This is a genomic window from Aliiglaciecola sp. 3_MG-2023, from assembly GCF_030548205.1.
GTDB lineage: Bacteria > Pseudomonadota > Gammaproteobacteria > Enterobacterales > Alteromonadaceae > Aliiglaciecola.
The window spans coordinates 113,893-140,257 of sequence record NZ_JAUORV010000003.1; the positions used below are offsets into that span (position 1 = coordinate 113,893).

The 26,365-nt window shown below is 39.7% G+C and carries 23 protein-coding genes; 13 read left to right on the forward strand and 10 right to left on the reverse strand.

The genetic code is table 11. The annotated features are described in order from the left end of the window. Positions 1-19 precede the first annotated feature (19 nt). The 13 genes from fabD (at position 20) to Q4574_RS04305 (ending at position 13,085) form a co-directional block, all read left to right on the forward strand. The gene (fabD, locus tag Q4574_RS04245) at positions 20-949 is read left to right on the forward strand and encodes an ACP S-malonyltransferase (RefSeq protein ID WP_303471912.1); all 930 of its coding nucleotides are present in this window, start codon (positions 20-22) and stop codon (positions 947-949) included. Positions 950-961: 12 nt separating this feature from the next. After that, positions 962-1,702 (forward strand): 3-oxoacyl-ACP reductase FabG, encoded by a 741-nt coding sequence (gene fabG, locus Q4574_RS04250; protein ID WP_303471913.1) that lies wholly within the window; start codon positions 962-964, stop codon positions 1,700-1,702. 178 nt (positions 1,703-1,880) lie between these two features. After that, positions 1,881-2,120, forward strand: coding sequence for an acyl carrier protein (acpP, locus tag Q4574_RS04255; protein ID WP_008844663.1), 240 nt, complete (start codon positions 1,881-1,883; stop codon positions 2,118-2,120). 77 nt (positions 2,121-2,197) lie between these two features. Continuing rightward, entirely contained in the window at positions 2,198-3,436 is a 1,239-nt protein-coding gene (gene fabF, locus Q4574_RS04260) for a beta-ketoacyl-ACP synthase II (RefSeq protein ID WP_303471915.1), read from the forward strand. An 86-nt stretch (positions 3,437-3,522) separates the two neighbouring features. Beyond that, the gene (gene pabC / locus Q4574_RS04265; RefSeq protein ID WP_303471917.1) at positions 3,523-4,356 is read left to right on the forward strand and encodes an aminodeoxychorismate lyase; all 834 of its coding nucleotides are present in this window, start codon (positions 3,523-3,525) and stop codon (positions 4,354-4,356) included. Beyond that, the gene (gene mltG, locus Q4574_RS04270) at positions 4,349-5,362 is read left to right on the forward strand and encodes an endolytic transglycosylase MltG (protein ID WP_303471919.1); all 1,014 of its coding nucleotides are present in this window, start codon (positions 4,349-4,351) and stop codon (positions 5,360-5,362) included. Before pabC ends, mltG begins: the two co-directional genes overlap by 8 nt. A 4-nt stretch (positions 5,363-5,366) precedes the next feature. Continuing rightward, on the forward strand, positions 5,367-6,005 hold the full coding sequence (tmk, locus tag Q4574_RS04275) for a dTMP kinase (protein ID WP_303471921.1): 639 nt from the start codon (positions 5,367-5,369) through the stop codon (positions 6,003-6,005). Continuing rightward, complete coding sequence (gene holB, locus Q4574_RS04280) at positions 5,990-6,886, forward strand: DNA polymerase III subunit delta' (protein ID WP_303471925.1); 897 nt, start codon at positions 5,990-5,992, stop codon at positions 6,884-6,886. Before tmk ends, holB begins: the two co-directional genes overlap by 16 nt. A 14-nt stretch (positions 6,887-6,900) precedes the next feature. Next, positions 6,901-7,674, forward strand: a complete 774-nt coding sequence (locus Q4574_RS04285; RefSeq protein WP_303471928.1) for a TatD family hydrolase — start codon at positions 6,901-6,903, stop codon at positions 7,672-7,674. A 69-nt stretch (positions 7,675-7,743) separates the two neighbouring features. Continuing rightward, on the forward strand, positions 7,744-8,529 hold the full coding sequence (locus tag Q4574_RS04290) for a glycoside hydrolase family 75 protein (protein WP_303471929.1): 786 nt from the start codon (positions 7,744-7,746) through the stop codon (positions 8,527-8,529). A 46-nt stretch (positions 8,530-8,575) separates the two neighbouring features. Then, a complete protein-coding gene (locus Q4574_RS04295; RefSeq protein ID WP_303471931.1) occupies positions 8,576-9,427 on the forward strand; it encodes a 5'-nucleotidase, lipoprotein e(P4) family in 852 nt (283 codons plus the stop codon). 235 nt (positions 9,428-9,662) lie between these two features. Continuing rightward, entirely contained in the window at positions 9,663-11,117 is a 1,455-nt protein-coding gene (locus Q4574_RS04300; RefSeq protein ID WP_303471934.1) for an amidohydrolase, read from the forward strand. 84 nt (positions 11,118-11,201) lie between these two features. Continuing rightward, positions 11,202-13,085 carry a DUF885 family protein gene (locus Q4574_RS04305; protein ID WP_303471937.1) on the forward strand — a complete coding sequence of 628 codons (1,884 nt, stop codon included), beginning with the start codon at positions 11,202-11,204 and terminating at the stop codon, positions 13,083-13,085. Positions 13,086-13,472: 387 nt separating this feature from the next. Here Q4574_RS04305 and Q4574_RS04310 read toward each other — a convergent pair whose 3' ends face one another. From Q4574_RS04310 to yfbR, 10 genes are all read right to left on the reverse strand, one after another. Then, entirely contained in the window at positions 13,473-16,004 is a 2,532-nt protein-coding gene (locus Q4574_RS04310) for a TonB-dependent siderophore receptor (RefSeq protein ID WP_303471940.1), read from the reverse strand. Positions 16,005-16,446: 442 nt separating this feature from the next. Next, a complete protein-coding gene (locus tag Q4574_RS04315; protein ID WP_303471943.1) occupies positions 16,447-16,917 on the reverse strand; it encodes a YchJ family protein in 471 nt (156 codons plus the stop codon). A 279-nt stretch (positions 16,918-17,196) separates the two neighbouring features. Beyond that, positions 17,197-17,577: a hypothetical protein gene (locus Q4574_RS04320; protein ID WP_303471946.1), complete on the reverse strand. Its 381-nt coding sequence runs from the start codon at positions 17,575-17,577 to the stop codon at positions 17,197-17,199. Positions 17,578-17,639: 62 nt separating this feature from the next. Next, the gene (msrQ, locus tag Q4574_RS04325) at positions 17,640-18,263 is read right to left on the reverse strand and encodes a protein-methionine-sulfoxide reductase heme-binding subunit MsrQ (protein ID WP_303471949.1); all 624 of its coding nucleotides are present in this window, start codon (positions 18,261-18,263) and stop codon (positions 17,640-17,642) included. Next, positions 18,264-19,265: a protein-methionine-sulfoxide reductase catalytic subunit MsrP gene (gene msrP, locus Q4574_RS04330; protein ID WP_303471952.1), complete on the reverse strand. Its 1,002-nt coding sequence runs from the start codon at positions 19,263-19,265 to the stop codon at positions 18,264-18,266. It lies immediately after the preceding gene. 94 nt (positions 19,266-19,359) lie between these two features. After that, positions 19,360-20,679 (reverse strand): anti-phage deoxyguanosine triphosphatase, encoded by a 1,320-nt coding sequence (locus tag Q4574_RS04335; RefSeq protein WP_303471955.1) that lies wholly within the window; start codon positions 20,677-20,679, stop codon positions 19,360-19,362. 285 nt (positions 20,680-20,964) lie between these two features. After that, positions 20,965-21,612, reverse strand: coding sequence for a response regulator transcription factor (locus Q4574_RS04340; RefSeq protein WP_303471958.1), 648 nt, complete (start codon positions 21,610-21,612; stop codon positions 20,965-20,967). After that, entirely contained in the window at positions 21,612-22,922 is a 1,311-nt protein-coding gene (locus Q4574_RS04345) for a sensor histidine kinase (protein WP_303471960.1), read from the reverse strand. Before Q4574_RS04345 ends, Q4574_RS04340 begins: the two co-directional genes overlap by 1 nt. Before the next feature lie 337 nt (positions 22,923-23,259). After that, positions 23,260-25,428 (reverse strand): TonB-dependent receptor, encoded by a 2,169-nt coding sequence (locus tag Q4574_RS04350; RefSeq protein ID WP_303471962.1) that lies wholly within the window; start codon positions 25,426-25,428, stop codon positions 23,260-23,262. 231 nt (positions 25,429-25,659) lie between these two features. Then, positions 25,660-26,262: a 5'-deoxynucleotidase gene (gene yfbR / locus Q4574_RS04355; protein WP_303471963.1), complete on the reverse strand. Its 603-nt coding sequence runs from the start codon at positions 26,260-26,262 to the stop codon at positions 25,660-25,662. Positions 26,263-26,365: the final 103 nt, after the last annotated feature.

The following is a 26,365-nucleotide window of genomic DNA, read 5'->3' on the forward strand; positions in this document are numbered from 1 at the left end:
GTTACCCAAGGTATGATTTATGACTAAACAAGCTTTTGTGTTTCCCGGTCAGGGATCTCAAACAGTTGGAATGTTAGCCGATCTGGCTGCGAATTATCCACAAATTCAGACGACATTTAGCGAAGCCTCAGAAGCGTTGGGCTATGATTTGTGGGATTTAGTGCAAAATGATGAAAATCAGCAACTCAATCAAACTCACATCACTCAACCAGCGCTATTAACCGCAAGTGTAGCGATTTATCGATTACTTTTAGACTTAGGTTGTGACAAACCAGATTATATGGCTGGTCATAGTCTCGGTGAGTATTCTGCTTTAGTTTGTGCAGAGGTTATCAGCTTAAAAGAGGCGGTAAAATTGGTTGAAGCAAGAGGCCAATTTATGCAACAAGCTGTGCCTGCAGGTGAGGGGGCAATGTATGCAATTATTGGCTTGGCAGATGACCTGATTTTAGCTGCTTGTGAAAAAGCGCAGCAACAAACAAGTGAAGTTGTCTCAGCGGTTAATTTTAATTCTCCAGGGCAAGTTGTGATTGCAGGAACCACCGAAGCAGCTAAAGTAGCAGCAGAGTTGTGTAAAGAAGGGGGGGCAAAACGCGCACTGCCGTTACCCGTGAGTGTGCCTTCTCACTGTGCATTAATGAAGCCCGCAGCCGAAAAGTTATCAGCTTTAATAGAATCTATTACTTTTGCTGAACCCAGTGTTACTGTTGTAAATAACGTTGATGTTAAGTCTGCTAAAGATGCAGATAGTATTAAAGATGCGTTGGTGCGACAACTTTATTGTCCAGTTAGATGGACTGAAACAATTGAATATCTTGCTAGCCAGAACGTTGAAAAAATGTACGAAGTAGGGCCGGGTAAAGTACTTGTCGGTCTTATTAAACGGATCAATAAAACAATTGAAACAGACTCTTTAAACACAGTGGAATCAGTCCAAAAATTACTGTAATAAGGTATTATAATGAACGATTTAAATGGAAAAGTTGCTCTGGTAACTGGCGCTAGTCGAGGTATCGGAAGAGCTATCGCTGAGTCATTAGCGGAACAAGGGGCTGTCGTCATTGGAACGGCCACTTCTGATAAAGGCGCTGAGTCTATAACAGATTATCTTTCTAAATTCGGCGGTCAAGGTTTAACCTTAAATGTCACTGATCAGAGCTCACTTGATGAAGTATTGACTAAAATTAAAGAAAATCATGGCGAAATTGATATTTTAGTTAATAATGCAGGTGTCACTCGCGATAATTTGCTGATGCGAATGAAAGATCAAGAATGGGAAGATATTCTAAATACCAACTTAACACCAATTTTTAAACTGACTAAAGCCGTTTTACGTGGCATGATGAAAAAACGTAGTGGTAGAATTGTTAATATAGGCTCGGTGGTTGGCACAACAGGTAACCCAGGACAAGCCAATTATGCGGCAGCCAAAGCTGGGGTGATAGGTTTTAGTAAATCTACAGCCCGTGAAGTTGCTTCAAGAGGCATCACCGTAAATGTGGTTGCGCCTGGTTTTATTGATACAGATATGACAAAGTCATTGACTGACGAGCAAAAAGAAGCCATTTTCAAAGATATTCCAGCTAACAGGTTAGGCTTACCAAAAGAGATTGCCGCGGCTGTTAGCTTCTTAGTAAGTGATAATGCTGCTTACATTACGGGTGAAACTATCCATGTAAACGGCGGTATGTATATGGGATGATAAACGTATTTAACAGTCATACCTTTTAAGGTTGATCGTTAATATATTGTTTATTAGACTAATTTGATTCGGTGGTTTGACCAGATGAAAAGTTAATTGTCTTACTTGCAAGACAGTGGCTAGCTGAATAAACTACCGGAAATTTAAACTCTAGCTACTTATAGGGAAAACTAGAATCATGAGTAACATCGAAGAACGCGTTAAAAAAATCATCGTCGAGCAATTGGGCGTTAAAGAAGAAGAAGTAAAAGCTGAAGCGTCATTTGTTGATGATTTGGGAGCAGATTCACTAGATACTGTTGAATTAGTAATGGCTTTGGAAGAAGAATTTGATACTGAAATTCCAGATGAAGAAGCTGAAAAAATTACTACAGTTCAGTCTGCAATAGACTACGTTAACGCAAATAAAGACGCGTAAGATACTCCTATAAACGGCTCTATCTGAGCCGTTTTCTTCTTTATACATAAAATAATAAACTTTATGCGGAGGCCTATGTGTCTAAACGTCGCGTAGTAGTAACGGGTCTTGGCATGCTGACCCCCTTAGGTGGTGACACCAATTCAACTTGGGAAGGCATTTTACAAGGTAAAAGTGGAATAGGTCCTATTACATCCTTTGATGCATCTGCTTTCAGTACTCGTTTTGCCGGGGAAATTCAAGATTTTGATGTGGAACGTTACATCCCCAAAAAAGAAACTAAAAAGATGGACCGTTTTATTCAATTAGGAATAGCCGCGGGAAAACAAGCACTTGCCGACTCAAAATTAGAAATTACAGCTGAAAATGCGAAACGAGTAGGCGTGGCTATTGGTTCTGGCATTGGTGGTTTAGGACTTATTGAAGAAAACCACAAAAAAATGTTAGCCGGTGGTCCAAGAAAACTCACACCATTTTTTGTTCCTGCCACTATTACTAATATGATTTCAGGCTTTTTATCTATTTTTGAAGGTTTGAAAGGCCCTAACTTAAATATTGTTACTGCTTGTACAACTGGCGTTCATAATATTGGTATTGCTGCTCGCACTATAGCGTATGGTGACGCTGATGCCATGTTAGCTGGCGGTGCTGAATCTTCCATTTCGCCGCTGGGAGTAGGTGGATTTGCAGCAGCAAGAGCTTTGTCGACACGCAACGAAGACCCAACTAAGGCAAGCCGTCCTTGGGATAAAGACCGAGACGGATTTGTAATGGGCGAGGGTGCTGGGGTTGTGATGCTCGAAGAATATGAGCAGGCAGTAGCCAGAGGGGCAACGATTTACGCCGAATTAGTGGGTTTTGGTATGAGTGGTGATGCATATCATATGACCTCACCCCCTCCTGATGGTGAAGGCGCTGCCGCGGCCATGGAAAATGCACTTAATGATGCTGATCTGCCAGCAAGTGAGATTGGCTATATCAATGCTCATGGCACTTCTACTCCCGCCGGAGACAAGGCGGAAGTGGCAGCGGTTAAACGTATATTTGGTGCTGCGGCTGAAAAAGTGTTGGTGAGTTCGACTAAATCGATGACAGGTCATTTGCTTGGTGCTGCAGGTTCAGTTGAAGGCATTTTCACGTTATTAGCGCTGCGAGATCAAGTAGCACCACCGACTATTAATCTGGATAATCCAGGTGAAGGGTGCGATTTAGACTTTGTTGCCAATTCTGCTCGAAAAGTCAGCATGGAATACGCACTTTGTAATTCCTTTGGATTTGGTGGTACTAATGGTTCTTTGTTATTTAAAAGAATCTAGACACAATTTAAATTGAATTATTGCTTAGCACATTCAATCGTTTAAGATGAAGCCCAGTTCTATCTGGGCTTTTTTGTTGGTAAAAAATGATTATCGAACTTTCCTCAAATGACCGTTTATTAAGTAATGATAGGATCAGCTCCTACGGAGACGGTTGTTTTACTACTATGTGTGTTAATCACAAAAAAATAGAACTATTAACGGCGCACATAGGCAGACTAAAGGCTGGATGCCATCGATTAAAAATTGATTTTGAACAATGGCAAGAGTTACGGGAAAGGCTACAGGAAATTGCCCTTAAACATGAAAAGCATGTCATTAAGGTCGTTGTCTCACGAGGTTTTGGGGGCAGAGGTTATGGTACTGCAGGTGTAAACACTCCCCATTGTTATATCAGCCTGTCTGAAATACCTCAGCAGTACGCAAGTTTGACCCGTACAGGACTGACGTTAGGTCTTAGTAGTATACAACTGGCTAAACAACCTTTGTTAGCTGGAATAAAACATTTAAATCGATTGGAACAAGTTCTAATTAAGCATGAAATGCAAAACATGGATGTCGATGACGTTATTGTATGTGATACTGACTCGAACATCATAGAATGTAGTGCGGCTAATCTGTTTTGGCGAAAAGGAAATCAGTGGTTCACCCCCAACCTCGATAATAGTGGCGTTAGCGGGGTTATGCGTAACTATATTGTTGAAGTGTTCGAGCGTCATAAGGTGCCTTTAGTGGTCGCAGAGTTTAAAATTTCGTCTTTACTTGATAGCGACGAAGCATTTGTCTGCAATAGCTTAATGAAAGTCATAAATGTGAAATCATTCGATGTCAACGGCCAACAAATGTCATTGAATAGCACTGAAAATGTATTTCCTGATTGGTTCAGTGCAAAGCAATTCGAGGTAGTGTTAAATGAGTAGGTGGTTAAAGCTTTTATTAGCGACCATAGTGTTATGTTTTGCGGTAATGATTGTTTTGGTCTATCAGATTAATACAGCCTTTAACAGTCCCCTGAACATAGTAGGCAGCCAAACGTTAGTGGTTGAAAAAGGACAATACGCCCATTCTGTGATCAATAAGCTATATGAACGTTCAATTATCAAACACCCGGTATTAATAAAAGCAGCGTTAAAACTCGAACCTGAGCTCAGCCAAATAAAAGCGGGTACCTACGAGTTAAGTTTGGGCATGAGTGCTCGGAACATGTTCGATAAACTGGCTAGAGGGTTAGAAAAAACCTATCAAATTAGTTTAATTGAAGGCTTACGCTGGCAAGATTGGATTGTACAATTAAACAATCACCCGAATTTAATTAAGTCTGCAAAAACCCACGAGCAATGGTTGCAAATGTTAGATCCTGAATTGCCAGGTCAATCTTTGGAAGGTTGGTTGTTAGCCGATACCTATCATTTTACCAGTGGAACCAAAGTCGAAGATATTGTGAAAACAGCCCATGTGGCCCTCAAGAGTTATCTAACAGAAGCTTGGCACTCTAGACAATCTGAATTGCCATATAGTAGCCCCTACGAGGCGTTGATTATGGCCTCTATCGTAGAAAAAGAGACAGGTGTGCCCATTGAGCGTCCACGAATAGCTGCTGTGTTTGTCAATCGGCTGAATCGAGGAATGCGTTTGCAGACAGACCCTACTGTAATTTATGGGATGGGTGAAGCATTTGATGGTAATATCCGGCGTAAAGATCTGAGGCAAGCTACTCCATACAATACATATGTCATCAAAGGATTACCTCCAACACCCATAGCAATGCCTAGCAAATTAAGTATTGATGCGGTAATGCATCCATTATATACAGAAGAATTCTATTTCGTTTCCAAAGGAGATGGCACCCATTACTTCTCTGAAACGTTACAAGAGCACAACCGAGCCGTACGGCAATATCAACTAAAAAGAAGTAAAAGTAACTAATTACATGTCTGGTAAATTTATTGTTATTGAAGGATTAGAAGGCGCAGGTAAAAGTAGCGCTATCGCCACAATTAAAACTCAACTCGAGGAATCGGGTTTGACGGTAATTTGTACCCGTGAACCTGGTGGAACGCCAATGGCGGAATCCATTAGAGAGTGTGTAAAGCATCCATGGCAGGAAAAGGTCACTATAGAGGCGGAGTTGCTCCTGATGTATGCAGCGCGTGTCCAGTTACTGGAAAATGTTATTAAACCCAACTTATCGCAAGGACACTGGGTAATTGGCGATCGTCATGATTTATCCTCACAAGCCTATCAAGGCGGTGGGCGAGGGATTTCAAGGCATAAGATGTCCACATTAAGTCAACTGTCATTAAATGGTTTCAAACCTGACTTTACTTTGTATATGGACGTTGATCCCAAAGAAGGACTAAAAAGAGCGAGGGGCAGAGGGGAGTTGGATAGAATAGAGTTAGAAGATATTTCTTTTTTTGAGCGCACCCGAGCACGTTATTTACAATTATGTGAACAAGACAACAGCATAGTGACCATCAATACCATGCAACAAATTGAAAAAGTACACATGGATATTAAAACCGCTTTAAGCCGTTATTTGAAGGATCATACGTGTACCCTTGGTTAGAAGAGTCTTTTTTACAACTCGGAGCGCGAGCACAGAATAGCAGCTTGCATCATGCACTTTTGATTAAGGGCCCAGTGGGCATTGGCAAAACCGATTTTAGTTATCAATTAGCCAAGTCCATTTTATGTAAAAGTGATACTCAAAAGCCCTGTGGCAAGTGCCAATCCTGTTTACTTTTTGACGCACAGTCACATCCTGATTTGCATCAAGTCGCTTCAGAAAAACAACTAGGTGTGGATCTTATTCGCGATGCGATACAGAAGTTATCCAGTAAGGCTCATCTTTCCGGTAATAAAGTGTTGATAATTGAGCAGGCTGAAAGCATGACCGAGTCAGCTGCCAATGCACTATTAAAGACCTTAGAAGAACCCACAGAAAATACCTTTATATTTCTAGTCTCCGCATTTCCTGAACGATTATTACCGACAATTATTAGTCGTTGCGAAAAAGTGAATTTATACGCCCCTAGTTTTACGCTATGTAAACAATGGCTAGAATCGCAAAATATCCCAGGAGTAAATGAGGATATCATTCGTATTTATGGACAATGTCCCCTCAAAATCAAGGAACAGCTTGCCACTAAAGACGGGATATCGTTTACAGATTTTGCCAATTCCATTGTCCAATTGAGACAAGCTCAAGTGTCTTCCCTGACCCTTGCTGAAACATGGCAAAAAGAAGCTGAGCAAGTGGTTTTATGGCTTCAATACGAATTATCTAAACTGGCCATGACTGGATTGGCTAATAATTCATTATGGGCGCTAGAGGATAAGTTGATCAAAGCATCCATTGCATTGCAAAACCCAGGGGTGAACCGTTTGTTAATATTGTCGGATATGTTAACGGATTTTGGTAGCTTAATGCGCCAACAAACCAATTAAAATAGGAGTTATCTTTGTTTGTAGATTCACATTGTCATCTCGACAAATTAGATAAAACCAGTGCTGAACTGCAAGAGGTTATTAACTTTGCTAAACAGCGTGGCGTAAACCACTTTTTGTGTGTCGCCGTATCAGTGAAAGACTTTCCGCAGATGTTAGCTAAGGTAAGTGAATTTAATGATGTATCGGTTTCCTGTGGTGTCCATCCTTTGCACCAAGAAGATGCCTGTAGTTATGACGACTTATACGCCATGGCATCTAGGCCTGAAGTGGTTGCTGTTGGCGAAACGGGATTAGATTATTTTTACAGTAGCGACACTAAAGATGTGCAGCTAGTTTCCTTTGTTGATCACATCAAAGTTGCCAATGCATTACGTAAGCCGCTGATTATTCATACTCGTGATGCCAGAGAAGATACCTTGTCGTTATTGCGGGAACATAAAGCGCAACACACTAAAGGTGTATTACACTGCTTTACCGAGTCGTTAGAAATGGCTGAAGCGGCTATTGAAATGGGCTTTTATATTTCCATTTCAGGTATCGTTACCTTTAAATCAGCTCAAGAATTGCAAGAGGTGGTGAAAGCACTACCTTTGGATAAGTTATTAATTGAAACTGATTCACCTTGGTTAGCTCCCATCCCATACCGTGGCAAACAAAATCAACCTGGTTACGTAGTTGAAGTGGCGGAATTTATTGCTGATTTAAAAGGCATTAGTGTAGAAGCGCTTGCGGCAGCAACAACCCAGAATTTTTATGATTTGTTTGATGGGATACAAGGCAGTTAAACAGAAAACGCGATATCACCAATATCGGCTATAGTGTATGTTTACATTCTGTTTTTTTAGGAGATTCAGATGAAAAGCTTGGCTAAAATTTTATTGGGTTATCTACCATTTCTATTATTACTACCTGCTTGCTTTGTACACTCTGTTGAATGTCAATTTGAACCTTGGCAAGATTACAAACACGAAAAATTGCTGCGTCACCCCTCAAAATTGGCTTACTTATTTCAAACTGAGCATAAAGCTATTGATGCGGATGGTGCACCCAATGCCTACCATCCCGATAACACGGGTTTAGATAACTACTTAAATGCAGGTTATCCAAACAGTAGTTGGTGGAATTCAGTTTTGCTTGAAGATCCCAATGACAGCACTAAGCCTTATATTCAAAAGGAAGGGGAGTATAAAGGTTATTTCATATCTAAGACGTCGTTGTTTGATAAAACCAAAGATGAGCTAGATGCGTCGCGTTATGTGGATGCAACAAAAATTCCCTATTTAGTTTATCCAGGAAAATTTTACAGTCAAAAAGGCACAGGAAAATTAGGCGATATAGGTGTGGCATTTAACCTAAAGTCCGGTGAAAGCAGTGCCTTTGTGGTGGCTGATATTGGGCCATCAAAGGCGAGTTTAGGTGAGATGTCGATGGCTTTAGCGGAAAACCTGGGAGGGAATAATGTAAATCCTAGAAATGGCGCAGGTAAACCCAAAGGAGATATTCTTTATCTGTTGTTTCCGTATTCATCTAAAACCTACCCATGGCCATTAGAATTAGATGAAATTCATGATATAGGCAGTGAGCTTATAGAGTCTATCGGTGGAAAACAAAGCATTTTGGCTTGTTCATTGCCAATGTGATGACACTATCAATTTAACATTAAAAGAGAGTTAGGAGTTTTTATAAATGGGATATTCAGTTCGATTGTGCAGTGTTTTGCTGGCTGTAAGCCTTAGTGGATGTGTAGTGGTTCATAAGGAATCCACTTCACCATCACGTGATACAAGTGAATTCATTAATGTAAATAGCACCTTATGGATGCAAACGTCCGCAGAATATAAGGCGAATGCATTACAAACGTATAAAGCCGCCGAGCTTCAGTTAGATAATGCATTAAAAGACAAAAGCTGGACTTCTGCTATCGAACAACAAAGCAATTATACTCACTTACCTCCAGCGATTATTTTGGATGTTGATGAAACTGTGCTGGATAATTCACAATTTCAAGCCGATATGATTTTAAACAATTATTCTTATGATCCAAAAAAATGGGATCAATGGGTGGCGAAGCAAACTGCGCCTGAGATCCCTGGAGCTGTTGCATTTATCAATAGAGCACGCCAAATGGGTGTGGAGATTATTTATATAACAAACCGTGAATGTAAGCCACGGAGTAGCTCTGCAGATAGTTGTCCTCAAAAACAAGAAACTATGAATAACCTTAAGAGCGTAGGCGTTCAAGGAGTGGACTCTGAGCATGTTTTGCTTAAAAAGCAAAAAGCAAACTGGAGTTCAGAGAAACAATCAAGACGCGAACTAATCGCAGAGTCTTATCGTATTATTATGTTGGTTGGCGATGATCTCGGTGACTTTTTACCCAACGTGAAAAAAGGTATTACTGCAACCGCTAGAAAAGAGTTAGTGGATGAATATCAAGATAATTGGGGAGTGAAATGGTTTATATTAGGCAATCCTACCTATGGATCTTGGTCACAGGTTTTGGATGCTCCAAAAAGCAAATTTCTAAGAGGGTTTTAAATCAGATTAAGATTTAAATAGACTCTTTATTTAGGCATTTTTTTAGTTTACTTAATTTCATAGGTAAACTAAAAAATGCTCCCTCCTTACCTTGAGCAAATTATTGTAATTGAAGTTAATGCGATAAGACTAAGCTAATATTGATTAAATAATGAAAAAGCTGTGTTCTCAGTACTGCTCGCCTTAAAAGAGCAAATAGCGTTAAATAACTATAAGCATACCGCGAGAAAAATATATGAAAATAAAATTTAAGCAAACACTAGCTGCAAGTTTTTTGTGTACCCTCACCAGCTTTTCGAATTTTGCCCAAGTGCAAAACCAAAATGAGTCGAGGTCATATAGCCAATCTCATCAGCTAGTGATGAAACAAATTGCTAAAACGATGTGGGAAACCCCTGAGTTGGGATTTCTTGAACATAATAGCAGTGCCTTAATGCAAAAAGTCCTGAGGGAACGTGGGTTTACCGTAAACGTCGGAGTTGCAGGAATGCCTACTGCCTTTGTTGCAGAATATGGAGAAACTGGTCCAGTCATTGGTTTACTTGCTGAAATGGACGCATTGCCGGGTATGGGAGTGCAAAATACGCCAGATAAACAACCCATATCCAGTAATGGAAATGTTCATGCTGGTCATGCTTGTGGCCATAATTTATTTGCAGGAGGAGTGGTGGGTTCAGCTTTAGCCCTTGCAGACTATTTAGATGAACATCCAAACCAAGGCAAACTAAAGGTGTTTGGTACGCCAGCAGAGGAGGGCGGTTCAGGGAAAGTTTACATGGTCAGGGAAGGTCTTTTTGATGATGTCGATGTAGCCTTACATTGGCATCCATCAGATAGTACGTCCGCCGCGCCTTATACTTCTTTGGCGAATAAAAGTGGTAAATTTCGATTTTATGGTGTTGCCGCTCATGCTGCAGCAGCTCCAGATAAAGGACGTTCCGCGCTGGATGCGGTAGAAGCTATGAATATGATGGTTAACATGATGCGTGAACACGTTCCTGATGGTACGCGTATTCATTATGTGATCACCCATGGCGGCACTGCGCCTAATATAGTACCTGAATTTGCCGAAGTTTATTATTACGTGCGGTCAGTGAAACCCGCACTGGTTTTATCTTTATGGGATAGGCTGATCAATGCCGCAGACGGAGCTGCTTTAGGTACACAGACTAGAGTGGAAGTCGAGGTTACGGGAGGAGTGTGGAGCGTATTGCCTAATGTCGTATTATCGAAATTAGCGAATCAAGCCATTTTACATGCACAACCCATCATGTTGTCAGAGGAAGAACAAAACTTTGCCAAGAATATAAGTAAGACTTTGAACCACTCGTTTGATTTGAAAGAGCACAGTGACTCCCTTCCATTTAGCGAAAATATTGCTACCTGGTCTGCCTCTACCGATGTAGGCGATGTTAGTTGGCAAGTTCCTACAGTCGGGATCTCTAGCGCAACATGGGTAAGAGGAACACCACCCCATACGTGGCAAGCTTCCTCTATGAGTGGAACAGGTATAGGATACAAAGGCATGTATTTAGCCAGTGATGTTTTAACCCAAACGGCTATCAGTCTGTATTCTGAGCCTGAAAATATCGAAGCGGCGAAAAAAGAATACCTTGAAAGAAAAGACGCGTTGAAATATAAGTCGATGATTGGTGATCGGGCTCCAGCTCTCGATTATAGAAAAAAGTAAGTGCTCATCTCTGGATTAATCTAAATAATTAGAATTGAGAAAATAAATAGCTCTCAAAAGTGAACCCAAAGCAATGGAAGAAATATGAAATTATTCAAAATATGCATCACAACAGCAATGACACTTAATTTAGTGGCTTGTTTTAGTAATCCTCAAACGCCAGAGAGTAAGCAAGAAGTTAAATTAGTACTTGAACAACAAACCAAGCAGAATGAAACCGCTGCGTTTTTAGCATTGATGGACCAACAAACCAAAGCGTTGTTGCAGCGTACACCAACAATGGCGACAACCTTAGGGGTTTCGGAAGAATATTTCGGGGGAAGATTTAACAACAAGCTTGAAGACTATTCCGTTGAAAGTATCGCCAAGTCAAAAGCATTACGTGATTCGATGGAAGCTGATTTATTAAAAATTGACCGTTCATTATTAACTGGTACAGCGGCAACCACTTATGATGTTTTAGTTAATGCTATTGGAATGACTAAACAATATGAACCTTATTTATTTGGTGGTTTTAATCCACTTTCCATTTATAGCCCTTATTCAATCACTCAGTTAACGGGAATACACATTGACTTACCAAGAGCCCTGCAAACTGAACACCCCCTCAACAATAAAGCCGATGTAGAAGATTATCTGTCACGCCTGAGTTTATTAGAAAAAGCATATACAGATATGGCTGATGTTGTGACCTTAGATGCCAAACACGGTGTCATTCCACCTAAATTTGCCATTGAAGGGGCGTTAAATGTTATCTCTGGCATGACAAGTGCCATGCCGGCTGAAAATCCACTAGTAGTGGTGTTAGACAACCGGTTAAAATCAGTCGCAGAGATTAGTGATGCAGAACGGGCAGACTATATTGAACGGGCTCAAAAAATAACGTTGGAAAAAGTCTACCCAGGTTATGCAAAACTTCAAAAAGCACTTACTGCCACTTTAGCTTCAGCACAAAGTGAACCCGGTATTTGGGCATTGCCCAATGGTGACAAACTATATGAATTGGCGTTACAAAATTTTGGCGCTGGAGATATGACCGCCGAACAAATTCATCAATTAGGCCTTGACGAAGTTGCTCGGATTAAGGCTGAAATCGATATATTGTTAAAGTCTATCGGTTATTCACAAGGGGAAGTCATCGATAGAGTCATTGCTTTGTCAGAAGATCCGGCCAATTTATATGAAAATACCGATGAAGGTCGCGATAAGTTATTGAACGATCTCAACTTACAAATGAGAGAGGTAGAATTATTACTGCCTAATATTCTAAACACGATTCCAAAAGCCGAAGTTGAAGTGCGTCGTATATCAATTTATGAGCAAGACAGTTCTCCCGGTGGGTATTATACCTCACCGAACCTTGACGGCTCTCGTCCAGGTATTTTTTGGATCAACTTAAAGGATACCGCTGACTGGCCAATCCTTTCGTTGCCGACACTGGTTTATCATGAAGCGAGTCCAGGTCACCACTTACAAGTGAGTATCGCTCAAGAAATTGAAGATATGCCTATGATTCGGAATATGTTGTGGTTTAGCGCATACGGTGAAGGGTGGGCGCTCTATGCAGAATTACTTGCTAAAGAATTGGGCTTATACGAAGACGACCCCTTAGGTGATATTGGTCGTTTACAATCAGATCTTTTTCGATCAGCGAGACTTGTGGTAGACACGGGAATTCATTACAAAAAGTGGAGTAGAGATTACGCTATTGATTGGATGCATAAAAATACGGGTCAAAGTGTCGCATCCTTAACCAGAGAAGTAGAACGTTATGCTGTGATGCCAGGGCAAGCAACCTCTTACAAATTGGGTCAAATTCGTATTCTTGAGTTACGTAAATTGGCTAAAGAAAAGTTGGGTGATAAGTTTTCTTTGCCAGAATTTAACGATCAAATACTCATCCATGGTTCAGTTAATTTAACTGTTCTGACTGATAATATACATGCATGGATAGATTCAAAAATTTAGATTTGCGAATCAAACAATTACAATTTCGTGGCTCTACAACGAAGACATTGGTCATTTCAGTTTGCTTGAAATGACCAGTGTCATTTTAAATCAACACCCTTACTCAAACTCCTACCGAAAGCGACAATACAGAATACCTTCATAGGCAATCTTCTGTTTAGAAAATAAGTTTAAGATTTGACGATATGCGCGAGGATTACATTGCTTACATAATGACTTAATGATTTGATGATTTGATGATTTGACTAGTAAATTAAAGTAGCAATGTTTTTGACATTATAGTGATTCAATTCCATAAAAAAGTGGATACAGTACTGACTGTATCCACTTGTATTCTAATATTAAATTCTCTTCTTGCTGGTTAAAACAAGTGACTGATTTAACACATTAGAACGTAACTGACACCTTTCCGTAAACGAAACGGCCTGTAAACCCAAATGGTGAAAAACCTGAATACGGGAACAATCTTGAGAATGTACCTACTTCTTCAACCAATGTGCGCGTCGTATCAGGGTAGACATCAAACAAGTTGTTCGCCCCTAATGTTAGGGTTAAGTTTTCTGAAACATCGTAACTAACATCTAAGTCTGTCACCCATTTTTCCGGTAATACTTCATTAGTCGCAGGATCGCTTGATGGTTCTTGGGTTTCGCCATAGCGAGTGGTACGCAAGGTTGCATGCCATTCATCCATATTCCACACTGCACTTAAATTCAATTTAGTTTTCGGTGACCCTACTTCAAAGCGCCTTAACTCAACGTCTGAAAACAAGTTATCTTGATCAAAACCTGCACCTGCTAATACTGCGGGGGGATCTATAATGTCGGTAACTTCATTCTTATTGTAGTTAAAGCCTGCATTAAAGGCGATATCTCCCCAATTTTGTATATCTGTGTTATAGGAAACGACAACATCAACACCTGAAGTCTCACTATCAATGGCGTTTAAGAAGAAACGTGCGCGATTAGCTCCCGTGCCTGCTAATAATGCTTCAATTTCCGCGCCTGATAAGTTGTTAGATAAGACGATACGATCATCAATCTTAATTTTATAATAATCAACAGATACGCTAATGTTTGAATCAGGTGACCATGTAATACCAGCTCCATAGTTAACAGACTCTTCAGCATCTAAACCAGGCGAACCCAGTGCTATTGCTACATCACTGCTAGGTGAGAAAGTACCGGTTTCGGTTGGTTCGCCATCCACAAAGACAGTAGCAATTGAAGTGAAATATTGTTGTTGTAACGACGGAGCTCTAAACCCTGTTGACACAGAAGCACGAAGAGCAATGTCTTCAGTTAGGGTGTAGCGAGTTGCTAATTTACCATTTACCGTAGAACCAAAATCAGAGTAGTCCTCATAACGCGCAGCCACGGTCAGGTTCAAATCATCGGTAACATAAGCTTCTAAATCCACATATAAACTAATGTTATGACGACTGTTGTCACCGGCTGATTCAGGGGTAAACCCTGGAAATACTTGTGAACCCGCTGCACCATCAAATTCACCCTGTATATAAGATGCTTCTTCGCCCGCTTTAATTTCATATCCTTCGTGACGGTATTCCGCACCAACAGCAACATTAACGCCACTTGCTAAACCGTCAACGTCAATTTCACGGCTGAAATCTAAGTTCAGGGTGAACTGATCATAGATTAAAGTTCCAGCGTCAAATTCCGTTTGACTCGTTGGACCAAGAGAAGTGTTTAAACTGTTTATCACCCCAAATTTAAACTCATCTTCGCCGTAAACCGCAGATACATCATAGTTCCATTCCTTCAAATCACCTTTTATACCAGTAGCTAATGAATAATCATTGATGTCAGACGTGATAATGGGTAAAAAGCCATCGGGGTATATTTCTTCTATATTACGACTGTCTTGTGCTCTACGATAAAAACCACCACCTTCACCTTCGCGGGTACTGTAAGAGCCAAATGCATATAACTCGGCTTCAGAAGTTAAAGTTAGACCAGCATTGACAAACACTGCCATATCTTCAACATCACCGTTTCCAAAGTTATGATTATAACGATCCCAAGTCAGTTCGCGGGGATCTAGAGAACCATCCTCCAAGCGAGCGTAGTTTTCTCGTGTGTCATAATCTGAACGGTTACTTGCACTTCGATCTCGGAACTCAGCAGAGATATTGATGAAACCATCATCACCAAGTTCTAAACCAATGTTGCCTCTTAATGTGGCAGTTTGACCATCGGTTAATTCACGATCGCCACCTTCTGTAAAGGTTAGGTTGCCATCTTCACCAATACCCACATCTTGTAACTCAGGTACGCCATCCATAGTAGTAACATTGGCACCATATGTCACAGAGGCTGAACCACCACTGCTAGCACTTTTTAATACAATATTAATGACACCCGCAATAGCATCAGAACCATATTGAGCGGCAGCACCGTCTCGTAAAACTTCAATACGTTCAATCGCGTTTGCAGGGATTGCATTTAAGTCAACGGCAGAAGAACCGCGGCCTGTTGAACCATTTAAGTTAAGTAGCGCATTAGAGTGACGACGTTTCCCATTAACCAAAACCAAAGTGTGATCAGGTGCAAGACCTCTTAGTTGGGCTGGACGAACGTGATCTGTCCCATCGGTCAATGAAGGTTGAGGGAAGTTAAAACTCGGTAACAAACTACCCAAAATCATATTTGTTTCAGTTTGACCTGTTGTATTTAAGGCATCGCTCCCAATGATATCGATAGGAACAGGGCTGTCTTCTACGGTTCTTCCTAAACGGCGAGAGCCGATAACACTGATCTTTTCCACCGATTCATTGTCTGCATCAGTTGATTGTTGTGAAAGTGCGGGTAAGGAAGTAAAAATTGCGGCTGAAGCACTCATCATCAAAGCGACTTTTAAGCAATGATCTTTGGCTTTAAATATAGGTTTATTATTCATGTATTTTGTGTCCTGATGTTAAAGTAAAATAACCCTGCACTGTATGTTGATATTTTTCTTGGATTTGTAAGATTCAACTTATTATTATTGTGGCAGTGGTTGCATATGATCTTAGACTGTTAACGCTTTTCTGCAAACTCATTGGCTAGATAAATCAAAAACAGCAAGATTTCATCGTTAATTCTTTCAAATTCCAGCTAAAAAACAATTAAAAACAATAAAATCAATGAGATAATATATAATAAAGAATACTAAGGACGGAGTTAATAAGGAAAAAAGGGCAGATTATCCGTTAGATTAAAACTTCTGAAAGCACGTTAAACTATTAATATGGGCAGTAATTTAACCCTCAAGGCCTGTCAGATAAGGGGGGAGTATTAATAACAGTAATATTAGTAAACGAGTGAAAATATTCGTAAAAAACTAATTTATTTTTATATCATTAACTTAAACAGCATTTTTTGTATTTTTTGCCGCTACCACACAAGCACTGATCATTTCGACTAAGCGTGAAAGGACCTGTGTCTTTTATTATTTTTCCGTCAACATAAACCCATTTTTCACTTTCAATTTGAAAATGAGATACTTCATGGAGTAAATAGAATGTATTGTCTACTTGAGAGTAAGCTTTAAATTCAACGCTGTTTTGATTTGCACAACTAACAACCTCCAAAGATAACCATTGAGTTCCTTTATCAGCTTGTTGCAGTTCATTCACGGAAAGGTTTTGGCGAGATTTAGTCGCGTAAGTATCCAATATGTATTGGTAGTTCTTTTTCACATATGCGCTAAATCGAGAACGCATCAACTGTTCGGCTGTTTGGGGAAAGTCACTTCTTGAAAGAAATGGTTCACAACAGTCTGCAAACAACTTATTACTGTTACAAGGGCAGTACCGGCTATTATGCTGCATAGTTTAAATAACTCTATGGTAATGATCAGCCTTAAATCTAATCTAGAATTGAATAACAAACAATAGCTTAAAACAAAGTATACCTATGATACTGAGTAGTATTAAATCGCAATTTAATAGAATGGTTTCAAATATTTACGACTAAGATAAATAATTATTTCTTCGCTTTTTAAATTTAACCGCTTTCCCGTGTTTTCGAATCTAACCGCATCAGCTTTAAACTCAAATACGATTTAAATCTCAAACATATAATTTAACACTAAGGTTAATACTATCAGACTAGTGCCAAGGCCCGATAACCAAGTTGTCAGGTAAAGAGCTATCTAAGGTTAAATTAATTAAGGTTATCAAGTTTTGTTCACAAAGGCCTTTGATTCTTGTCGTTCGGATATCATCAATGGGTAAATCTTCAACGAATAACGCTGAACATTGGCCACCAAGAATTATTTTTTCTAGCCAATTAAACAAAATATCGTGAGACGGTTTATTCAATTTTATAGCTCTTTCATATTTACCGGAAAAGCTCACACGGTCAGAAATTAAATACATCCATTTATCATCAGATAATTGATTTAGGCCATAATGCGCCTTGTAGTTTTGATAATGCAATTGATCGTTAATGGGTAAATATGCTTGCTGATTTAAATCTACCTGTGCCATGAATAGCCTCTACAGTGTTTATTTATACAGTGGTTATATATACAGTAGTACTGTATATCCATTCATGCAAGTGTTTTTTTACGTTTTTTAATCAATTGTTGTATCTTTTGTCTTCTAAAACTCAATAAAATTAGTAGTAGAGCCCAATAAATCAGCGGCTGAAGGACGTCAGACTTTACCGACCAAATGTAGTGGAGGGCGACTAAAATTGCAGCAAGATACACAAGGTTATGCAACGATTGCCAGATTCTACCTAATTTACGCTGCGCCCATGATGTGGATGTTAGTGCAAGGATCATCAAAATCACAAAGGCAGAAAACCCCACTGTGATGTAAGGCCGTTTAATAATTTCAGAAATTATTAGCTGCCAAGCTAGTTGTAGTTCAAAAAATATATAACTCAGAAAATGCGCCATTGCGTATACAAAAGCGTAAAGGCCGAGCAGCCTGCGTACTCTCATTAGCGGGGCTATCTTGAAACGTTTTGCTAAAGGAGCAACAAGAAGTGAAATTAAAAGTAAATTAAATGCGCTTATACCGGTAAAGTGCAGAATTTCTTTTACAGGATCACCGCCAAGTTGGTCAATCGCTCCTTGGTAAAATACCCATATTAACGGCAGCAAAGCAGTTAGATGAATAAACACTTTTAGTCCAAAAATGTGTTTATTGGTTAATCTCAACTTCATTTAAAAATAGCGCCTTAAATCCATGCCCTTGTACAGTTCGCTTACCTCATCATAGCCATTGAATGGCAAAGTAGGAATGCGCGATTGATTAAATAGACCGCCGCTAGTAATACGTCTTTCACTGGCTTGGCTCCAACGCGGATGCGCAACTGCAGGATTAACATTGGCGTAAAAGCCGTACTCATTCGCAGCTAACTTTTGCCATGTCGTCGGCGGTTGTTTGTCAGTTAACTTAATTCGAACGATGGATTTGATACTTTTAAACCCATATTTCCAAGGCACTACCAGTCTGATTGGTGCACCATTTTGCGGTGGTAAGGTTTCGCCATATAAACCAACCGACATTAACGTTAATGGATGTAGTGCTTCATCCAAACGCAAGCCTTCTACATAGGGGTAATCAATCCCACCACCGATAAAGGGATTTCGTTGACCGGGCATTTGCTTAGGATCTTCTAAGGTTTCAAAAGCAACATATTTAGCCGAGCTGAGGGGATTGGCTCGTTTAATTAAATTAGCTAAAGAAAAACCAATCCAAGGAATAACCATCGACCAAGCTTCAACACATCTAAGACGATAGATCCGCTCTTCCAGTGGAAATAACGTCGTTAAAGCGTCATAGTCTAAGGTGATGGGTTTTTCGACTAAACCATCTATGGTTAATGTCCAAGGGTCAACTTTAAATTGTTGGGCATTTTCTTTGGGATCTGATTTAGCCGTTCCGAACTCATAAAAATTATTGTGAGAGGAAACCTTGTCCAATGGTGTCAGTGTTTCTGAAGTACTAAACTCAGTGGTTTTAGTAAATGACAAAGGGGTTGTTTTGAACATCTCTTGATCATCAGAGAACCAACTTAATGCGCGTACAGGCTGGCTAGCAAGCAGGGCACTGGTACCCAAAAATCCCATAGCTTTCAACATACTTCTGCGCTGTTGGTAAACTGCCTGGGGTGTTACCTGGCTTTCAGATTCATCACTCTTTTTAGGGATTTTTATTAACATTAGCTATCCAATAAATTCAAAATACGCTGCACTTGTACGTATAGAAAGATAATTTGGATAAAAAGTTGCAATATTTTTAATTCATGTCACTTACTTAACCACTAAATTGGTCGTTAATACTGCCTGATTTAGGCAAAAATAGGCTGCTATAAAGTTTTGATGCAAAGCCATCTGTCATACCGGAAATGTAATCAGCTATAACACGATTACCATTGTTTTCTAACTCAGCTGCTCGCCATCTCTCCCGTGTATTTTCTGGCAGTAGACGTGCAGGATCAGACTGAATCGCTTCAAATAATTCCATAACAATTTGTTGACCTTTGTATTCTATCAACTGAATGTCTGGTTTACGGATTACGCGGTTAAATACAAACGTCTTAAACAACCCTAACGCGTTGTGACAAGAAGGTGGGAAGGCCGCATCGAAACGTAATAAGGGTTCATCGAAGTGTTCAGTTTTTTCAATAATCTCAATGGAGGTGATAAAGGCATTAACTAATGCACCAATTGCATCCTTTCTTTCATGATGAAATTCGCTGAACAGTTTGCTGGTGATTGACTCAATATTCTTTGATAAAGCAAAATCGTTTAGATCTTTAATTTTGGCTGTTACCTCTCGTTGGAATTGTTCCCGATGAATAATGCCCATGACGATGGCGTCTTCAAGATCGTGAATACCGTAAGCAATATCATCGGCTAATTCCATGATGGAACAATCAAAGGTTTTGAATCGTGTTTTACTGTGTTTGTCGTCAAACTGATTAAACTCAACAAATTTTAGCTTATCGTTATCGGATAAGGGCTCTAACAGCCAATTAAACATTGCTGAATCGCACGTGTATAAGCCTTTAGGGGGATGCCATAGATCAGCTTTAACTTGGCGATGAGGTACTTGTTCGGTTTCGATTGTATGATTAGTCAACTCATCGATAAAATTGGGGTACTTCACTAAACCTAACATGGTGCGGCGGCTCAGGTTCATGCCATGCTCTAATGTGTAGGGTTCTAATTTGCCAACAATTCTGAAGGTTTGACCGTTGCCTTCAAAACCACCATGTTGATACATTTTATAATGCAGCGCCACTTCGCCACCGTGACCAAACGGCGGATGGCCAATGTCATGGGCTAAACAAAGTGCCTCGATTAGCTGTTCATTTACCTCAAGTTGCTGAGTAAGTTCTGGATATTTATTGCGAAGTTGTGAGGTAATACCATGGCCAATTTGTGATGCTTCCAAAGAGTGGGTTAAGCGCGTGCGATAAAAATCGCTCATTCCTACGCCTAACACTTGGGTTTTGGCCTGTAGTCTTCTAAACGCAGCTGAATGCAAAATTCTTGCTTTATCACGTTGATAAGGATTTCGGTGATCCCCTGTACGAATAGATTGATTTGATTCTCTTCTTTGGGCCCACATCTACAATATCCTACTAATTTAATCCGTTTTGATACACCGAGTTTCTAATTATGAGATTAAAACTCATCATTTTTATCGATCCAAACTGCACACTTTTGACCGCAATTCTTCGATTTTTTATTCGCAAGTTACAAGATTAAATTAACCTATTTAACGTATAAAGTCACTTGCCTGTTAGTTGCACAGACTCGGGAGAATTATTTCGTTCCTCAAGAAGTGAGAATAGCTTTAACAGGATAAATAAATAACCCTGTAATTGAAGGTTTGTGACTCACTTTAAGGCATTCAAATAATATTGTGTACCATGGCAATATTAGCTAACTCTGCCGATGTACTGGCATTTAGTTTGGCTTTAATTTGTGTATTGTAGTTACAAATTGTTTTGTAACTTAAGCTTAATTCATTGGCGACGTTATGGGCGTTTAAGCCTTTAGATAGCAGCCTAAATACGTCAAATTCTCTTGGTGATAGAGCATTCAGTTTATGTGGTGTTTTTTTCGGCTCTTTAATACGTATCTCATTGTTCACAGGTAACAACCCTTTTTCGATGTACGCTTTGCCACTGGCAATTTTTGTAACTGCTTCAGCTAAGACCTCAGCGGCACTATTTTTAGTCACATAGCCTTTTGCTCCAGCTTCTAAAGCGCGCTCTACATAAATCTTTTCATCATGAATACTGTAAACTAAAATAAGTGCCTCAGGATAACATTTGCATAGTCGTCGTATGGTCTCAAGACCTCCAATTCCTGGCATAGATAAATCCATAACCACAACATGTGGTTGAAAGCGTTGATACTCTTTGGTGGCTAACTCTCCCCGATCAATATCAACAATACTGCCAATATAATCCTGAGAGGCAAGTAACATTCTAAACCCAGCTCTTACAACCGTATGATCGTCAATTAATAAGACTCTTAACTTATCTGCTTCCATTACTTGTCCTCTCGATAAGGCACTACGACGCTAACTTTTACCCCATAGTTTTCAATAGACTCAATATTGAACTGACCACCTAGGTTTTCAGCTCGCTCGCGCATACCTAATAAACCAAACCCAGCTGCATTGAGTTGCTTACCTTGTCCATCGTCCGTTACTGTTATTTTTACCTGATCAGCGTCCTTAAATATTAAGACCTTTACTTTTGACGCGTTTGCATGCCGTACAACATTGGTTAAACATTCTTGTACAATTCTGTATACATGAATGGTCACTTCGCCACTCAGTTTTTCCAATGATGGATCGTATTCCAAATCAAACAACAAACTTTCGTTTCGACGTTGCCATTCAGTGATCAATTCAGACAAAGTTGCGCCTAATCCAAGCTCCGAAAGGCTAAGAGGATGGAGAGTTTTCATCATTGAGCGAACAACTATGGATAAATGATCACAAATATCGACTATTGAACTACAAATCGTTTTGACATCTGTTTTAGGTTGCTGACAGGTAACCGCCATGGCTTTAATTGCGGTTAATGATTGCCCCATTTCATCATGTAGTTCGCGAGACATGTTTTGCCGCTCTGTCTCTTGTATCTTCATGGTGTGAAGGGCTAACGCTTGATTGTTGGTCTGAGCTACTCTCAACGCTTTAGTCATACCATTAATCTCCCTTGCGATAACATCAAACTCACTAATTTTAAAGTGGGGTAGTTGCAAATCGAAATGCCCATTTTCAACCTGACGCAAACCTGACAAAATTGCATTAACGGCTTTAAGCATGGAGTTGAAAACAAGATTTACGGTAATAAAAATAATCGACAGCATTAGCACAATTGACCAAAAGAAGGCTTTTGTTTCGCCCCAAGCTTCATTTATTTCATCCATGGGGTTTGCGGTAATGAAAATCGTTTTTACCGCACCGTTACCAATTTCAATGTCATAATTATGAGTTAGAAAGTCAGCCATCACAGACTTAATAAACCAAAGTGGTGTTGTATTGTTGTCATCGCTTTCATAAAGCGTTTCGTGTTGCCTTGCAGTACTTTTTGTATCCTCAATTGAAATGTTGAGGTGTCGTACCGACTGCATAGTTGCAATTTTATCAAACCAGGCATGTTTTTCTTCGCTACCCTCAGGTACTTGCTCAAAACCAAACGCAATCATCTGTACCGCTAGATGAATTGATGAACGCACTTCTTTTTCAACTGAGGTTCTTGCTTGCCAAACGGCAATAATGGCACTGAAAATAAGAATCACGATGACCGAAATAATAATTCTCAAGTTGATAAGAGCGCGCAAACTCATTGTGTAGAATTCCAATATTGGTTATCCAACTCTATAAAATGAATCATACCCATCATATAAACCATCGGCATTGGTCCTTGGGTTCATATTCCTTATACTTTGGAACTATAAGGTCCAATATCGAACAATTATGAATACAATGTGCAATGAATTAGCCTTTAATTTGCTATACAAGAGAGGATTGAAGTGACGAGGTTTTAACCTCAAAACGCTATTTGGGGGGCTGTTATGCTTAAGATAAAGGCAAGAGCTAAATTTTTAAAGTGAACACGCCCTATGAATCATTTTAGTGCGTATTCACCTTTTATATTTTAACTTGTTAGGTTAAAAGTTGAGATTAGAAATCGAAAGTGATACCACCGAAAAACAGGCGTTCCCGACCGGCTAATTTGCCTTCATTGCGGCTAACTAAATAGGTTTTATCAAATAGATTTTCAACACTGCTAAATAAAGTGACTCTGCTATTAGGAATAGTGTAGTTCAGTGTTGCGTTCCAAATGGTATAGCTAGGTATAAGCCCTTCAATGCCATTGCCACTTTCCAAAACAGTGTTTTCATCATCAACAAACTGTTCACCTACATGCTGAACACCAATTCGTCCATCAATGCCACTAGCATGTTCATACCCTATATCTAAATTGAACAACTGCTTAGGTGCGTACTGCATACGATTACCATCGTTATCTGGGTTAGACGCCTTAATATATTTAGCTGTCCATAGATTTGTATACGCAGCAGATATATAGAAATTACTTGCCTGATTGTAGATTTCACCGAAGTTAATTCTGCCAGACAATTCAACACCTTGTTGCTCGCTTTCACCGCTGTTATCAAATGTGGCTCCGTTATCTACAATGGTATTTTCAATATCATTATGAAATAGTGCCGCAGAAAGTCTAATTCCGTCGGCATAATGACTTCTCATACCAACCTCATACAAGGTACTTTCTTCAGGCACCGCACGCGCACCTGACGCATCTAAATCTCTATCAGCACGAGAGGGTGAAATACCTTTATGCACTCCTGCAAAGAACGTTGTGTTTTTTATGCCATTGTAGGCAACACTTAGGCTGGGTAAGAATTTGGTATAATTATCCGACGCGCTATCGGTGGAGAAGTCGTCAGTGTTTCTAGTACGGACATCTTCAAAACGAAACCCAGCAGTGAGAGCCCAATTGTCGATATATGTGGTATTTTGCGCGTAATACGATAGCGCATAAGCATCAAAACGTTCACCTTCTATATCATCACCTTCAACTAAAGCTAATTGATAATCTAATCGTTGTGCCGTTGTGGTTGCATAAACTTGTTGGCGATGTACTTTTTCTTTATGAAAGCGAACACCCATAATGGCATCATTTTCAAGACCAAATATGCTATGCCCAAAGTCAGCTCGACTTTCTGCACCCCAAGTGAAATACTGGCGGGGCGCATGACGACCGCCACATAAATTAATATCAGAACCCTCTACATCTGATACCGTTATGTTGCCATCTCCATTGTTATCGCCTATTGCGTCACAGTTACGTAAGCGTGACTCCCAAATGCCATCAACTTCTCGTCCACTATTGGAACCCCGTAAACCATTACGGAAAATGTCCGTATAATAAGCCTGAGAGCTTAATGTAACATTATTGTTTATCTCAAATTTGTGGGTTAGTTGCACGACATCTCTATCTTGTTGCCATTTATCGAGCGCAACTGTTGGATGAGAGTAGGGGTCAGTAGCGTATTCATCGCGGGTCAAATAGTTTTCAGTTTGATTGCGACGATCATGGGTATGAACCACTTTTAGCCCTATTACTTGGCTTTCTGAAAGGTTGTATTCACCTTTAATTCGATAATCTTTCATATCGAAGTCACTGTTCTCGAATATACCGCCACCTTTACTTTGTGAAACATCTAACACTACGCCACCACTAGCGTTGCCAAAGCCAATGCTCCCATGTAAACCACGAAAGTCTTGATTACCAAAGCGTGATGTTAAGCTCCCAACAATATCGCCATTTCTGGAAACCGGTTTTGTCACAAAATTTACTGCGCCAGCTAGAGTTTGCGGACCATAGAGAATTTGACCTGCACCTTTGACAACCTCCACACGTGTAATCGATGTAGAGGGTGTTGCATAATGATTTACAGGATCTGTATAAGGAGCTAATTGCAGAGGCATGCCATCTTCCATCACCATCGCTTTGGCACTTCGACGAGGGTTTTGGCCGCGGATACCAATATTTAAATCAAAACTCATACTGCCATCTGCTACCACCATTATGCCGGGCATGGTTCTTAACTGCTCATTGATAGACAGTGGTCGGCGAGCTTTTATATATTCTTCTTCAAGGGTATCAAATGACCCACCAACAGTTTCAATTCGGCTGGGTAAAATACCATTTACCACAAGCCTTTCAATATCGGCTATTGGTTTGTCTTGAGCTTCAGACGGATGAGTAGCGAGTAATAAAGATGACACTATGGCGGTGTTGATCAGTGTTGGTTTCAGAATCATGTTTTCTATTCACTTTTATTTAACAAAAAACACATGCTATACATCGTTAAATAAACTTCATATAGGAAAAATTCCTAATCCATCTGATGGGTAAACGTTTGATAATAACCATTAAAGATTTGCAACATTTTATCAGCTGAATCGCTGACATGAGGTTGATAAAAGTGACTCAACAAAAAATGTGTTAAGCCACTTTTGAAAGTAGAGTAGTTGGGACTATTGTTATCCCATTTATAACTGAGCTTCTGATAATTTATCTAAGGTAGTAGTACAACTATCTAAAAATATTTCTACAAAACATTCGACTTCAGGCATAGTAACAATAAGTTCTTGAATGGTTTTATCTAACTTGTCTTTAACATGTAAAAATTCATCGTTGTGAAAACGAAGTTCATTCATTGTTTTCACATAGGCCTGCAAAATATCCGCAGCTTTTACAATGGCTTTATATTCAGGATCAACTTCTGATTGCACCAGCAATGGTTCCATTTCACTACGAAGGTCTTCAGGCAACGTTGACAAACATTCTTTCTCAGCTAGGTCTTCTAGCATCTTAAATGCCTTCGTAAATTCAGGATTATGGTATTTGGTATTAGTGTTGATATCTTGTAATTTAGTTTCTGAAACTTCGTGATACAAGGCTAACGTGGCCGCTCTTTCAGGATTTAACTTTCCGTTAAAACGTTTATTTTTTATCACAGTTAGCAAATGCGCGATCACTGCTACTTGGTGACAGTGTTCAGATACATTTTCTGATTGAAAGCAATGCATTAGCGCCCAGCGCTCTAACAATGGCATTCTAATAATCCATGCCATAAATGTACTTTGGTTCATATTTAAGACCTTTGAATCTACGAAGTAATAATGCGTTTTTGATGAAGGGATAGGTTTACAATGACCTATCTACGTAAACAATCCGCTGTTAAGCTAAATGATA

Excerpts from the sequence above, each read along its gene's own strand:
- Q4574_RS04320 (WP_303471946.1), bottom strand. The coding sequence starts at position 17,577 with ATGGCACAGGTAGATTTAAATCAGCAAGCATATTTACCCATTAACGAT.
- Q4574_RS04340 (WP_303471958.1), bottom strand. The coding sequence starts at position 21,612 with ATGGAAGCAGATAAGTTAAGAGTCTTATTAATTGACGATCATACGGTT.
- tmk (WP_303471921.1), top strand. The coding sequence starts at position 5,367 with ATGTCTGGTAAATTTATTGTTATTGAAGGATTAGAAGGCGCAGGTAAA.
- Q4574_RS04350 (WP_303471962.1), bottom strand. The coding sequence starts at position 25,428 with ATGATTCTGAAACCAACACTGATCAACACCGCCATAGTGTCATCTTTA.
- acpP (WP_008844663.1), top strand. The coding sequence starts at position 1,881 with ATGAGTAACATCGAAGAACGCGTTAAAAAAATCATCGTCGAGCAATTG.
- Q4574_RS04345 (WP_303471960.1), bottom strand. The coding sequence starts at position 22,922 with ATGAGTTTGCGCGCTCTTATCAACTTGAGAATTATTATTTCGGTCATC.
- fabD (WP_303471912.1), top strand. The coding sequence starts at position 20 with ATGACTAAACAAGCTTTTGTGTTTCCCGGTCAGGGATCTCAAACAGTT.
- Q4574_RS04315 (WP_303471943.1), bottom strand. The coding sequence starts at position 16,917 with ATGCAGCATAATAGCCGGTACTGCCCTTGTAACAGTAATAAGTTGTTT.
- Q4574_RS04335 (WP_303471955.1), bottom strand. The coding sequence starts at position 20,679 with ATGTGGGCCCAAAGAAGAGAATCAAATCAATCTATTCGTACAGGGGAT.
- Q4574_RS04310 (WP_303471940.1), bottom strand. The coding sequence starts at position 16,004 with ATGAATAATAAACCTATATTTAAAGCCAAAGATCATTGCTTAAAAGTC.
- fabG (WP_303471913.1), top strand. The coding sequence starts at position 962 with ATGAACGATTTAAATGGAAAAGTTGCTCTGGTAACTGGCGCTAGTCGA.
- Q4574_RS04305 (WP_303471937.1), top strand. The coding sequence starts at position 11,202 with ATGAAATTATTCAAAATATGCATCACAACAGCAATGACACTTAATTTA.
- mltG (WP_303471919.1), top strand. The coding sequence starts at position 4,349 with ATGAGTAGGTGGTTAAAGCTTTTATTAGCGACCATAGTGTTATGTTTT.
- Q4574_RS04295 (WP_303471931.1), top strand. The coding sequence starts at position 8,576 with ATGGGATATTCAGTTCGATTGTGCAGTGTTTTGCTGGCTGTAAGCCTT.
- Q4574_RS04290 (WP_303471929.1), top strand. The coding sequence starts at position 7,744 with ATGAAAAGCTTGGCTAAAATTTTATTGGGTTATCTACCATTTCTATTA.
- Q4574_RS04300 (WP_303471934.1), top strand. The coding sequence starts at position 9,663 with ATGAAAATAAAATTTAAGCAAACACTAGCTGCAAGTTTTTTGTGTACC.
- msrP (WP_303471952.1), bottom strand. The coding sequence starts at position 19,265 with ATGTTAATAAAAATCCCTAAAAAGAGTGATGAATCTGAAAGCCAGGTA.
- msrQ (WP_303471949.1), bottom strand. The coding sequence starts at position 18,263 with ATGAAGTTGAGATTAACCAATAAACACATTTTTGGACTAAAAGTGTTT.
- yfbR (WP_303471963.1), bottom strand. The coding sequence starts at position 26,262 with ATGAACCAAAGTACATTTATGGCATGGATTATTAGAATGCCATTGTTA.
- pabC (WP_303471917.1), top strand. The coding sequence starts at position 3,523 with ATGATTATCGAACTTTCCTCAAATGACCGTTTATTAAGTAATGATAGG.